Below are 13,525 nucleotides of genomic sequence, written 5' to 3'. Positions count from 1 at the left end.
TTGCATTATCTATTTATTATTCTCTATTCTTTAATAAGATCCAACCAGACCAGTTCATCTGAGCTTTTGATTTTGGATAATCAAAGTTGAATTTGTACCAATAAGTAGCCGTCGGCAATCTCTTACCTGCTACCGTACCATTCCAGATAGGATTTTGTTTTGAGAATCTGAACATCTCAACTCCGTATCTGTCGTAGATAGAACCTGTGAAGTTTTTGAACTCTCCAAGTGATGTAAGATCCAGCACATCATTTACGCCATCTTGGTTAGGTGTAATAATGTTTGAAATCTGCAGTGTAAAGAACTCAAGCGCTCCCATACAATGTGTACCTACTACCCTCACCTGAATATTGTATGTCGTATTACTCTGCAATCCTGTAAATACATTCGATTGCTGCCAAGTAATACCTCCATCAACAGAATACTCTAGAACTCCCTGAATATTATTGATTGGCGGGTTTTCGGCCGTAATTGTTAAAGTACCGTTTCCATAATTGATATTAGAAACAAAAGGTGAAGGTGCTCCCATTACTTTTACAGTGAAGATTTTCTTACAAATTCCGTTATCAATTTCAACTGTGTAAATTCCCCATTCATCTACTGAAATAGTCTGCGTTGTAGCGCCAGTATTCCATAAATACTTGTAATTAGGACCTGCTCCTGCATCCAAGATTACTCTGTCTCCAAGACACATTTCTACATCTTTCAATGGAGTTACAATTTCCGGAACCACTTCCACCGTTATTGTTGCCGGCTGTAAAGATTTACACCCTTTAGCTCCGATAGCATACACTGTAAATGTTGTTGTATTAAATAAAGTAACAGTTTGAGTTGGTCCTGTACCTAAAAAGTTATTCCATAAGTAAGTATTGCCTCCTGTAGCTGTTAAATTTACTGATTCTCCCGGGCATATTTTAATTCTGGAAGAAACCAAAGTCGCTTTAGGTGTTACTTCTTTTGATAATTTCAACTCAATCATCTTACTACAGAATCCTCCATTTGAAACAACTACATATAGAATCTGGCCGTCATTTCCATTATAGTTTAATGGAGTGGTAATAAAATTGTTGTTTTGAGCGATTGCATCTGCCTGATTTTGATAAAAACGGAATATTGCACCTGGGGTTGTACTTATTAACGGCATAGCAGTCGATAAGTCGAACGTTGTAATATCAGGAGTGGTGCACAAAAGCAAACTTGCATCCTGAGCAGTCGGCGTCGTTCCTCCATGAATTTGAATTGATGCTTTTCCAGGACAAGGATTCCCCGGAACGCTTACTTCAATAGTATAACTTCCCGGCTGAGTAGCCGTAATTGTATTTGTTGTAGCACCATTAATAGCCACACCGTTAAGGAACCACTGATATAATAAATTAGGATCACTCACAGATGCTGTGATTACTTGCGGTACATTATCACAAACATTAATATCTGAAGGTAAAGTAGCTCCCGAAGGGTCTAATAAATCTACCCCAATCTTAAAAGATCCTCCTTCTAAAAATACCGCTGAATCAAAAGCTGTATCTCCTGCATCAGCAATTACCATTTTAAAATGATATTGCTGTCCTGCTACTACAGTTGCTGTAGCAGTAAGAGGAACTGTTCTACCATTAAGGTTGGTATCACCAATTGGAGGGTTATAACCTGCAAAATATTGTTCATTTACGGCAGCACATCCTCCAAAACCTGTAATCGCAGGGTGAATATTTGTAATACTTACAGGACCCCCGGCATTCGGCAATACAGCCATGTTAACATATGGTCCTCCTGAAGTGGGTTTAATTAATAAAGCAAATGAATCTGCAAAACTACAAGGATAACTGCCTGTATATTCTTCAGAAGCCATTATGTAATTAAATTTAACCTGAGATGACGTCGGAACGAAATCAAATTCTAAGATTACCGCATCGTTCAAAGGTTTACTTGGATTGGTTGCCGCGACTAAGTCTGGGTCACTACCTGTCCCCACTACATCACTAAGACCTGTGTCGGGTGTATTTCCTGTACGGTTAGCTTTTCCTGTCACTAAAACAATCCCATCTTTAAAAGGAAAATTACTTGTTGATTTATGAAAATAACCCCAAGCTCTATTTGCATTACTGGCCGGTAAATTTGGAGTTACAACAACGTTGGAAACGCTGGGTGTAATACACGAATTGGTTCCTGATGATATCAATACATCCTTCACCAATTGCTCCATCGTAAAATTTGATTCATTATATCCAGGAGCATTTACATCAATAAGAGCCCCCGCTTTGGCAGTTGAAGCCGAAAGCTTTTTTATTTGAGGTTTTCTAGGTGGTGCATTTTGCGAGAATAATGATGTCGAACTGAATAAAAAAAAGAAAAAAAACGGTAGATATCTCTTCATAATACTTTTTGTTTCAACAAATTTAATTTTTTTTTAAATATATCGTATATATATTTAACTTTTTTATTATTAAAAATAAAAACCTCCAAAATAGGAGGTTTTCAAAATTATTTTGATTTTATTGTTAATTTCTATTCTTTAATAAGATCCAGCCTGTTCTTAATTCAAGCTTTTTACTTGCAGGATTATCCCATTGAACTCTATACCAATAAGTAGCGGTAGGTACATTAAGATCCTTTATTGTTCCTCTCCAAATAGCATCAGACCTAGTCGCTTTAAATAACTCCTGGCCATATCTGTTGAAAATAGAAGCGGCAAAATTATTATACTTACTGATTCCTGAGAAATCTATAACGTCATTCTTACCATCCGAGTTTGGTGTAATCGCATTACTGATTAAGAATGTGTAAAATTCTAATGTAGTACTACATTTCGCATCTTTAACCCTAACCATCAAGGTATAATTGCTGTTATTTAAAACATTATAGAATATATTAGAATTCTGCCATGTTACTCCTCCGTCAATAGAAAATTCTAAAACTCCTCCCGTAGGATTGCTAGAGGTAAGCGTAAGAACATGATTTTCAAAGGTAACGTTGGTAAACTGAGGCAATACTGGGTTTAACAATTGTGCAGTGAAAACTTTAGAACAAACTCCATTACTTATCGTCACTGAATAAGTTCCCACAACATCTGTAGATATCGTTTGCGTAGTAGCACCATTACTCCATAAATAAGTATAGTTAGGACCAGCTCCGGCATCTAAAATACCTTTATCTCCAACACAGACAAACACATCTTGCAATGTAGAAACAATCGCCGGAACAACCTCAATAGTAATTTTTGCAGGAAGTACTGAGCTACACCCATTCCCACCTAATGCATACACAGAATATTCTGTAGTAACTGTAGGAGAAACAATCTGAGTATTCCCGTTTCCGGTTAATCCAACCCAGTTATAAGTAATACCTCCTGTAGCTGTTAAAGTAACAGATTCTCCGACACAAATCTTCGATTTATTAGCTGAAACTCCCGCTGTTGGAGGACCAACTATAACTGTAACCGTTGCAGGAGTTGCAGAGATACATCCATTTGCTCCTATCGCAAAAACGGTATATACAGTCGTCGTCGTAGGCGAAACAACCTGAGTATTTCCACTACCCGGAAGAGTTCCCCAATTATAAGTAGCTCCGCCCGTAGCTGTTAAAGTAACCGATTCTCCGACACAAATCTGAGCCACAGAAGAGGTAAGCCCCGCTACTGGAATTGTTTTATTTTCAATAACTGTAACTGTTGCAGTGTAGGTACATGTTAAGTTTCCGGGTTGTGTTACATTTGAAACCGTTAAAGTATAAGTGCCTCCTGCATTTACGGCAGGTGTTAAAGTATTAGCTCCAGAAACGATATTTCCTCCTACGGTTGTCCATGCAATGGTAGAACCTGCAGGAATTACAGATGCTCCGGCATTTATGGTAACCTGATTTGTTGTACACGTTATTGTTTGCGGAGTCGCTATTGTTAATGTTGTTTCTGCTGTTCTTACTAATTGTAATGTCACAACATAGCTACACCCTCCATTTTTAACCAATACATAAATTGTCTGATTGGCAGCACTTGGATATGCAGTAGGTGTAGGAATTGTATTTGCGTTTCCTGCATTAGCATCTGCCTGAAGTAAATAATAAGCAAAAGTTGCTGTACCGGCAGACGTTATTTGTGGTTGCGCTGAGGTTAAATCATAAATGATATTTCCTGGCTGATAACATTTTAATAATGTCGCATTTTGCACAGTAATCGGTTGAGAAACCACAATCGTAATCGTTGCAGGATTTTGAGATACACAGCCATTAGCACCAACAGCTGTTACTGTATAGGTTGTTGTGGTAGCAGGCGTTACAACCTGTGTATTTCCGTTACCTGGTAAACCGCCCTGCCAGTTATATGTAGCTCCTCCTGTAGCTGTTAAAGTAACAGATTCTCCGGCGCAGATTAAAACTTTAGTTGCAGTTAATCCCGTTGCTGGCGGCGCACTGTCCCCCGTTACTGTCACTGTTGCTGTCGCTGTACAATTAAGGTTTCCGGGCTGATAATTTTTTGTAATTGTTAAAGTGTAGGTTCCGGCGTTATTAATAACCGGTGTTAATGTATTTCCACCAGAAACAATATTTCCTCCTACGGTTGTCCAGTTGAATGTAGAACCTGTAGGATATACCGATGTAGAAGCGTTTAATGTTATTTGTGAATTTGTACAAGTTAAAACTGTTGGCGGAGCAATAGTTGCCGTCATCTGAGGTGCTTTTACCAACTGTAATTCTGCCACTTTTGCACAGAAACCTGTTTTCACCTGAACATATACTGTACCTCCCGCACTTGGATAAGCTGTAGGAGTAGGAATTGTATTTGCATTTCCGGCATTGGCATCAGCTAACGTTGTATAATAGGCAAATGTAGCTCCCGGCGTTGTACTAATTGATGCTTGAGCTGAGGTTAAATTAAATATTGCATTTCCCGGCGCATAACATGCTGTTAATGTTGCATTCTGAACTGTAGGAGAAGTTCCTCCCACAATTGTTACACTTGCTGTTCCCGGACATGAATTTCCCGGTATAAAAACCTGAACAGTATAAATTCCCGGCTGAGTTGCCGTATAACTTATAGATGTAGCTCCAGGAATAGGTGTAGTTCCTAATAGCCATACATAAGTAGCCCCCGGAATATTTGCAGATGCTGTAAGAACCGTTGGTGTATTATCACAAACATTGATAGATCCAGGAAGCGCAACGCCTGCAGGATCTAAAATTTTAACTCCAATATCAAAAGATCCGGCTTCCAAGAAAACTCCAGAATCAAAATTTCTATCCTGATAATCTGCCAATACCATTTTAAAATGATACGTCTGCCCCGGAATTACCGTTGCAGTAGCAGTTAACGGAACGGTACGCCCATTAAAGTTGGTTTGTATCTGAGGATTATTTAAACCACCAAAATACTGTTCATTTTTTGGTCCGCAAGGTAAGCTTGACGGAATAATATTCGTAACACTTACAGGAGTTCCGTTCGGAAGAAGTGCAAGGTTGGTATAATTAGGATCGGTTGATTTTTTTAATAATAAAGCAAAACCATCCGAAATATTACATGTAAAATTGTCAAAATATTCTTTTGAAGCAAAGATGTATCTGAATTTAACTTCAGTAGAAGTCGGAACGAAATCAAATTCTATAAAAGTAGCATCATTCAATTGTGAATTTGGTACGCCTAATGCATTCGCAAGATCTACATCTCCTCCAGTTGTTAAATGATCACTTAATGTTCCCTGAAAATCATTTCCGGCTCTTCTCGCAAAACCGGTCGTAAGAACAATACCTTTTTCAAATGGGAAATTGGTAGTTCCTTTGTTGAAATATCCCCAGCTTCTGTTCAGATCACTGACGGATAAATTTGGAGAAACTACAACATTGCTAACATTTGCTGTAGAGCACGTGGATCCTCCTGCTATTAAAACATTTTTTACAAGTTGCTCAACACTAAAGTTTGTCTCAGGATACCCTGCAGCATTTATATCTATAAATGCCCCTGCCTTCATTGATACCGATGTAGGATTTTTCGCTTTTTCTATTCTTTTATTCTGAGAGAAAGCGGAATTGCCAATAAGTATTAAAAGTAAAGCAAAAAATAAACTTCTTGTCCTCCAATTTAACATTTTATATTATTTTAAACAAAAATACTATTTTTTTTGATTGAAATTCAATTCTGAATAATTTACATTACTATGAATACAATTTTATTCATTATCAAATATTAATTTCACTTTAATAAAAAAGACTAACGCATTGTTAGTCTTTCTTTATATTTATTAATTATTCAATGTTTTTCAACAGTATCCAGCCAGTTTTTAGAGTCAGCTGCTTGCTTGCAGGATCTTCAAAAGTAATCTGATACCAATAAGATGAAGTTGGTAAACGTTTACCTTGGAAGAAACCGTCCCAATATGGTCTGATTTTTTCAGCTTTATATACTTCACGTCCATAACGGTCGAATACACTTGCTTTGAAATCTTTATAACTGCTCACTCCACGGAAATCAATTTTATCATTCAGATTATCTCCGTTTGGTGTAATTACGTTTTGCATTACAAATGTGAAATATTCTAAAAATGTCTCACAACTTGTTTTCTTCACTCTTACTCTAATAGAAATTACTGAGTTTTTAGGAACATTGGTAAACATATTAGAATCCTGCCAGGTTACTCCGTTGTCTACAGAATATTCCATCTGACCATTTGTAGCTGCTGCTGTAATGATCATTGTTCCGTTATCATTGTAATTAATATTTTTGATCTCCGGAACTGTAGCCTGAATTACTTCTGCAGTAAATATTTTAGTACAAACACCATTCGTGATTGTCACCGTATAAATTCCCGGTGTACCTACCGTAATAGTTTGTGTAGTTGCAGCATTACTCCAAATATAACTGTAATTAGGACCTACTCCCGCGTCTAAAGTAATTTTATCTCCTATACAGATAATTCCTCCTTTAACATTTGATGTAATAGCAGGTACTACCTCTACTGTTATCGTAGCAGGCTGTAAAGATTTACATCCCTGTGCTCCTATTGCATATACGGTGTATGTTGTAGTCTGGCTTGGACTAACAGTTTGCACTGCTCCTGTACCTGAAATAGTATTCCATTGATAAGTTACACCTCCGGAAGCCGTTAAAGTTACAGATTCTCCATTACATATTTTAACTTTTGAAGCACCAAGTACAGCTATTGGAGTAGCTTCTTTTCTTAAAGTTAAAGTAACTGTTTTACTACAGAAAGCTCCATTGGAAACAACGACATATAAAACCTGTCCATCCGTTCCGTTATAACTGGCTAAACCAGCATTAGGAATAAAAGTATTGTCTTGAGCCTGCGCTCCTGCCTGAGTTGGGTAGAAACGAAAGACAGCACCTGTAGTTGTACTTATTAATGGTTTAGCTGTATTTAAATCAAATGTACTATTTGTAGGAGTTGTACAAAGTTTTAATGTAGCATTCTGTGCCACCGGAGTTGTACCTCCAACTATAGTTATTTTTGCTTCGGCCGGACATGTATTTCCCGGAACGCTAACCTTAATAGTATAAATACCCGGTGCAGTTGCAACATACGTTGAAGTTGTTGCTCCCGGTATTGCTACTGTAGTTGTACCATTATTGAAATACCATTGGTATGTAGCTCCCGTTATACCTGAAACCTGAGCCACTAGAGTCTGAGGAGCATTATCGCACACATTTAAAGATGCAGGTAATACAGCTCCGGTATTGTCAACAAGTTTAATACCTATATCAAAAGATCCACCTTCAATAAATACAGCAGAATCGTAACTAGAATCTCTATAATCCGACAAGACCATTTTAAAATGGTAAGCAACTCCTGGAGTTACATCTGCTATTGCCGTCAACGGAACTGTTCTACCGTTATAATTAGTTACCACTTTAGGTGACGAGTTATAACCAGCAAAATACATTTCATTGATAGCAGGACAGCCAAAAGGAGGCGTTCCAGGTACTACAGGATGTATATTGGTCATGCTTACAGGGCCGGCAGCTCCCGGTAAAACAGCTACATTTACATAAGGACCACCTGAAACAGGTTTGATCAATAAAGCAAATGCATCTGAATATTGGCATGGAAAACTACCTGTATATTCTTCAGAAGCAAAAAGATAGTTAAACTTTACCTGATTAGAGTTGGGCACAAAATCAAACTCCAGCATGACATTATCGTTATAATTATCAGTAGGGCTGGTAATAGGAACTGCCGCTACTAAATCAGGATCATTCATTCCTGCGCCTGTTACAGACGTACTAGGAGTTTGCGCTACATTTCCTGCCTCTCTGGCACGACCTGTCGTTAAAACAATTCCATCTTTAAAGGGGAAATTTGTAGTTCCTCTGTGGAAATATCCCCAGAACCTATCATTATTGGTTAGTGGCTGGTTAGGAGCTACCGTTACATTTGATACGTTAGGTACTGAACAGGTTGATCCTCCATTAATAAGAATATCCTTCACAAGTTGCTCTGCACTGTACGTAGAAGGTGCATAACCCGTTGCGTTTACATCTATAAAAACTCCGGCTTTTTTATTGACCGATGTTATTATGGGTTTAGGGGCTTTCCTCTGTGACAAAACAGAAGTTGAGATAAACAAAAGCACTAAGAGAAAAAGGTAGTTTTTTAGTCTATAATTTAACATTTTGTTGTTGTTTGTCCAAAAATACTATTTTTTTTGATTAAATATCAATCTGCATTAAATTATTAACAACAATAATTGAATTAACATTAAATATTAATTCATTTTAAATTAAATTATAAAAAACAAAAAAAGGTCAATAAATTATTAACCTTTTTATAAAATTATACGAAAAAATTTACACCTATTGATAAATTTAATCCTTTTTTAATTGATCTATCATATTCTGAAGCTCGGAAATCTGATCTTTCAATGATTTTATTTCATTTTTATTAGAATTAACATGGCTTTTAAGCATTACATTTTTAGCCCGTTCATTGTGATCTTCATCTTCCTCATCTTCATTGATCTCTTCGATATCTTCCTGAATGTCCTCAATATCTTCGTTAATTTCTTCAATGTCTTCACTAATTTCTTCGATATCCTCACTGATCTCTTCAATATCTTCCTGAATATCTTCAATATCTTCCTGAATGTCTTCAATTTTTTCATGACTCTTATTCACTGACATCTGGATAAAAATTGCAAGATAAATCGCTTCCAAAGACACTACCGTGGTAAGGATCAAAAGCATTTTGTCAAATTCTACAATCTTCAATAAAGGCAGCAAAAAAGAAGTGATAAAAAATATCGTATGCGCAATAAGTGACGGAATCGAACCGATCCACCAGGTAATTCCATTGGCGATTTTCTCTAATACATCTATTTTTTCTTCGTCTTTTTTCATCGTGTTTATTTATATTAACTCTTTCGTAACGCCTAATCCAAACAATGCAAAATCATATTTTGCAGGATCTGTTTCATCAAATTTTCTGATTATCACATCAAGTTCTTCTACCGTTTTCCAATCGTTTTGAGTTCTGGAAATTAATCCCAATTTTCTGGAAATATTTCCTGTATGAACATCCAAAGGAATCGATAGGTATTTTTGATCAATACTCTCCCAAATACCAAAATCCACACCACGTTTGTCCTGACGAACCATCCAACGTAAAAACATAATGATCCTCTTGGTGGAAGAATTTTTATAAGGTGAACTTACATGTTTGTGTATTCTGTGTTTTTCAATTCCAAGAAATTGCGTTCTGAATCTTTCAATGGAATGAGAAAAATTGGTTTCGGAATTTTTAATTAAAAATAAATCCTCCAAACTTCCATTTTCTTTATAAATTCTGTTGAATTGCTTGATAAAATAAGTGAAATCATGACCATTGAATGTTCTGTGAATACTTTTATCCTGAATAGATTCTAAGTCTTTTTCAGAATAATTCATCACAAAATCATAAGGAGAATTCCCCATGATATCGAGCATTTTTTCCGCTGATTTAATGATCGCTTTTCTGTTTCCCCAGGAAATTGTTGCCGATAAAAATCCCGCAATTTCAATATCCTGTTTCAAAGCAAAACGATGCGGAATCTGTATCGGATCATTTTCAATAAAATCCGGATTATTGTATTGATCGGCTTTTTCGTCTAAAAAGCTTTTTAGCTCTTCAAAATTCAACATCTTCATTTTAAATTTTTACACTTTCCAAAGCTTTTGGTAAAAATGTATTGGTAAAAATAGTTCTGGCTTCGTCGGTGAATACTGTTAAATCGCCATATCTGTTAGAAAAATGTCCTAAAATAAGCTTTCCAACTTCAGCTTTCTGGGCAATTGTCGCCGCTTCCAAAGCCGTTGAATGTCCTGTATAATCTGCCATTTCTTTTAAATCATGTAAAAAGGTAGATTCGTGATACAAAACCGTTACATTTTTAATAATCGGAATTACACTTTCAAGATATCTCGTATCACTGCAAAATGCGTAAGAAACACACGGAGTGGGATCAACTGTCAATACTTCATTTTTAAGAACATACCCATCACTCAACACAAAATCTTTTCCTGCTTTTATGTTATGGTAATCACATGTTTCTATTTCGTCATACTTTGCGATTTCTTTCATATTAAGATGCCTGTCTTTCGGTTTTTCTTTAAAAAGATAACCGTTACAGTAAATTCTGTGATCTAAAGGAATTGTATAAACCTCTACCCTAGCGTCTTCGTAGATCTTTTCTGAATAATTTTTATCTAATTCATGATAAACTACTTCAAATCCGCGGTGGGTTTCTGTAATAGTAAAGATCGTTTCAAGCATATTTTTAATTCCTTTCGGACCATAAACATGCAAAGGAGTGTCACGTCCCAACAATCTGAAAGACGCGATCAACCCCGGAAGACCAAAACAATGATCCCCGTGAAGATGCGAAATAAAAATATGATTGATCTTTGAAAATCTCGCTTTTGCTTTCCTTAATTGTACCTGCGTTCCTTCTCCACAATCTATCAGGAAACATCTTTCTTCCATTTCTAAAAGCTGAGATGTAGGTGATGTATTCACTGTGGGAATCGCTGAATTAAAGCCTAATATCGTTAAATAAGTACTCAAAACAATAGTTTATTATGCCGACAAATGTACGACAGATTTTTAACTTAGCCGCTGTCATTCTGAATGTAACAAAGTGAAATGAAGAATCTATTTAATGTGTAGAGATTCTTCCTTCGTCAGAATGACAAACTTACTGTAAAACTTTTTTGGTTAAAAAAATTAATCCGTCACTTTCAAAAAATCTAAGAACAGATCAAGTGCCTGTTTACGGTGGCTGATCTTGTTTTTATCTTCCGGATTCATTTCTGCGAAAGTTTTGTCGTAACCTTGAGGAACGAAGATGGGATCATACCCAAAACCTTTGAAACCTTTATTTTCTGTCAATAAATTTCCGTGTGCTCGGCCGTCGAAGTATTTTGCTCCGTTTTCATCATAATAACATAAAACTGTGATGAAATATGCTTTTCTGTTTTCCAGTCCTTCCATTTCGCTCAACACTTTTTTAATGTTTTTAGCAAAATCATGATCTCCTGCATAACGAGCTGAGAAAATTCCCGGTCTACCGTCTAAAGATTCTACAACCAAACCGCTGTCATCTCCTAAACTTGGAATTCCTGTTTTTTCGAAGCAGTATTTCGCTTTAATTAAAGCATTGGCATTGAAAGAATCGCCATCTTCAACAATTTCCTCGTGAATATTATAATCAGTCAGACTTTTAACGATAAACTCGTTTCCTAAGATCTGCTGAATTTCTTCTTTTTTATGTTCGTTGTGGGTGGCTACCAGTAATTCCATATTCAATTTCATTTTTTTAATTCTAATTTTTTGTTTAAACACAAATGGCACTAATTTTTAAGCACTAATTTCACAAATGGGTATAGTGTTATTCGTGAAGAATATTTATGTTTAGATCTAAATTTCAGAATAATGCACTTTATATTTCTTCATAAATAAATAGTAAAACAAAGAAAAAAGTACAATTCCGATAACTAATATGATCCATTCAGAAACTTTAAAAGCTTCTGCAAAACTTTCGTTTTTAGTATAAGTTATTAATAATGATGAGCATAAATTATTAAAACCATGCAATAACATTGGCAACAATAAAGATTTGGTTTTATAATATACCAAACCAAGCACGCAGCCCAATAAAACCGCACCGACAAACTGCCACGGATTCGCATGAACTATTCCAAAAATAATGGAAGAAAACAAAATAGCTTTCCAAGGTTCTACGCCTTTATTCATCAATCCTTTTTGAATAATTCCACGGAAAATAATTTCCTCGAAAATCGGAGCCATAATTACGGCTGTGATGATCATGACAACAGGATCATCCGTTAATTGATTCATTAAATCAGAGAAAAATTCATAATATTTTCCGAAGAAAGGTCCCGTTGTTGGAATTTGTGCTGCGATAAATTCTGCAATAAACATCATCCCAATCATTAAAGGAAAAATCAATAAATAGGTATAAAAATTAGTGGGCGAAAAATTGAAATTAAGTTTCTTTTTCGTCGTTGGCTTTACAATGAAAAAATCAAAAAAAGCAATTGCTGTAAGGAATCCGATGGCATTGGAAGCCATAAAGAACCAATCTTTATACTGCAGATTTTCTTTAAAAGTGAACATCCAGAAAACATTAAAAAAGGAAATAAGCATTGTTCCTGCGAACAGTCCGCCCAATAGAACAACTCCTCCGAACCATGTGAACGTAAACTTTGGATATTTGCTGTTTTCCATGCTTTTTATTGTAATAATTTATTAAAACAAAGGTAATTTTTTTGAAAGCTTTAGGCAACTAAAAATAAAAATTCTTATTTTCGCCCAGTCACCAAAATCACTTTAAAAAATGAACTCGGAAACATCATTTCCAAGTATAAAATCTGAAATTAATCTATTTGGAACATTAATAATCCAAATTACATTATTCGGATTGCTACTTTTCAGTTTCGTTTTATTTTTTCTGTTTCCGATATATGGTATTTACAAAAGAGGAATTGAAGTCATGCTTTTCCCCGCTATTATCTGTTTTGCGATTTCTTTTGGTATTCTAATTCCTTCCATTAGATATTACTTTTTTAAAAGAAAGCTCCTTGCCCGAGAAATCACAGTTACCGACAAAGGTCTTTTTTATTATAATTCTGAGAAAGAAATTACTGAAAAAATATTGTACTCCGAACTCACTACATCAAACGAAAATTTTGATATTCGGACAATAAATACAACGACAACAGGACTTATCCCTCTTCTTGAAATTTATATTCAATCAGAAACTAATGAAAATGTAATGAAGCGTCTCGATATGAATCTCCCACTATATGTTGTGAAAAACAGATACGAATTATATGCTCATTTTCTAAAAGGAATTTCTATCTTCAGACCTGATCTAACAATTGATCCTATTATATTTCATAACTATTTTATAAACAAAGACAGTTGGGAGATTAATCAAAAAGGTAAAATATCCTGGATCTTAATTATAGGATTCATTATAATTTTAACAGCTTTAACTATTTGGCTTATATTTTTATTCTCAAAAGATTAAT

Annotated in this window: 9 protein-coding genes; 1 reads left to right on the top strand and 8 read right to left on the bottom strand. The window is 35.5% G+C overall.

All coding sequences use genetic code 11. The features are described from left to right. Positions 1-16 precede the first annotated feature (16 nt). The 8 genes from EG348_RS14805 to EG348_RS14770 form a co-directional block, all read right to left on the bottom strand. The gene (locus EG348_RS14805) at positions 17-2,371 is read right to left on the bottom strand and encodes a choice-of-anchor L domain-containing protein (protein ID WP_123983769.1); all 2,355 of its coding nucleotides are present in this window, start codon (positions 2,369-2,371) and stop codon (positions 17-19) included. Positions 2,372-2,495: 124 nt separating this feature from the next. Continuing rightward, positions 2,496-6,071: a choice-of-anchor L domain-containing protein gene (locus EG348_RS14800; RefSeq protein ID WP_123983768.1), complete on the bottom strand. Its 3,576-nt coding sequence runs from the start codon at positions 6,069-6,071 to the stop codon at positions 2,496-2,498. 157 nt (positions 6,072-6,228) lie between these two features. Further along, the gene (locus EG348_RS14795; RefSeq protein WP_228414754.1) at positions 6,229-8,544 is read right to left on the bottom strand and encodes a choice-of-anchor L domain-containing protein; all 2,316 of its coding nucleotides are present in this window, start codon (positions 8,542-8,544) and stop codon (positions 6,229-6,231) included. Positions 8,545-8,803: 259 nt separating this feature from the next. Continuing rightward, on the bottom strand, positions 8,804-9,334 hold the full coding sequence (locus tag EG348_RS14790) for a DUF1003 domain-containing protein (protein WP_185145480.1): 531 nt from the start codon (positions 9,332-9,334) through the stop codon (positions 8,804-8,806). Positions 9,335-9,343: 9 nt separating this feature from the next. Further along, positions 9,344-10,114: a TIGR02757 family protein gene (locus EG348_RS14785; RefSeq protein WP_164463342.1), complete on the bottom strand. Its 771-nt coding sequence runs from the start codon at positions 10,112-10,114 to the stop codon at positions 9,344-9,346. Between the two features lie 7 nt (positions 10,115-10,121). Continuing rightward, positions 10,122-11,036, bottom strand: a complete 915-nt coding sequence (locus EG348_RS14780) for a ribonuclease Z (RefSeq protein WP_123983765.1) — start codon at positions 11,034-11,036, stop codon at positions 10,122-10,124. 159 nt (positions 11,037-11,195) lie between these two features. Continuing rightward, positions 11,196-11,771 (bottom strand): RdgB/HAM1 family non-canonical purine NTP pyrophosphatase, encoded by a 576-nt coding sequence (gene rdgB, locus EG348_RS14775; RefSeq protein ID WP_410494129.1) that lies wholly within the window; start codon positions 11,769-11,771, stop codon positions 11,196-11,198. A gap of 117 nt (positions 11,772-11,888) precedes the next feature. Then, positions 11,889-12,719 (bottom strand): CPBP family intramembrane glutamic endopeptidase, encoded by an 831-nt coding sequence (locus EG348_RS14770; RefSeq protein ID WP_123983764.1) that lies wholly within the window; start codon positions 12,717-12,719, stop codon positions 11,889-11,891. A 109-nt stretch (positions 12,720-12,828) separates the two neighbouring features. Here EG348_RS14770 and EG348_RS14765 point away from each other — a divergent pair, with 109 nt between their 5' ends. Next, positions 12,829-13,524, top strand: a complete 696-nt coding sequence (locus EG348_RS14765) for a hypothetical protein (RefSeq protein ID WP_123983763.1) — start codon at positions 12,829-12,831, stop codon at positions 13,522-13,524. The last annotated feature ends 1 nt before the right edge of the window (position 13,525 follow it).

It is taken from the genome of Chryseobacterium sp. G0201, from assembly GCF_003815655.1.
GTDB lineage: Bacteria > Bacteroidota > Bacteroidia > Flavobacteriales > Weeksellaceae > Chryseobacterium.
This window is presented reverse-complemented; position numbering and strand designations above follow the sequence as displayed.

Excerpts from the sequence above, each read along its gene's own strand:
- EG348_RS14770 (WP_123983764.1), bottom strand. The coding sequence starts at position 12,719 with ATGGAAAACAGCAAATATCCAAAGTTTACGTTCACATGGTTCGGAGGA.
- EG348_RS14805 (WP_123983769.1), bottom strand. The coding sequence starts at position 2,371 with ATGAAGAGATATCTACCGTTTTTTTTCTTTTTTTTATTCAGTTCGACA.
- EG348_RS14765 (WP_123983763.1), top strand. The coding sequence starts at position 12,829 with ATGAACTCGGAAACATCATTTCCAAGTATAAAATCTGAAATTAATCTA.
- EG348_RS14785 (WP_164463342.1), bottom strand. The coding sequence starts at position 10,114 with ATGTTGAATTTTGAAGAGCTAAAAAGCTTTTTAGACGAAAAAGCCGAT.
- rdgB (WP_410494129.1), bottom strand. The coding sequence starts at position 11,771 with ATGGAATTACTGGTAGCCACCCACAACGAACATAAAAAAGAAGAAATT.
- EG348_RS14790 (WP_185145480.1), bottom strand. The coding sequence starts at position 9,334 with ATGAAAAAAGACGAAGAAAAAATAGATGTATTAGAGAAAATCGCCAAT.
- EG348_RS14800 (WP_123983768.1), bottom strand. The coding sequence starts at position 6,071 with ATGTTAAATTGGAGGACAAGAAGTTTATTTTTTGCTTTACTTTTAATA.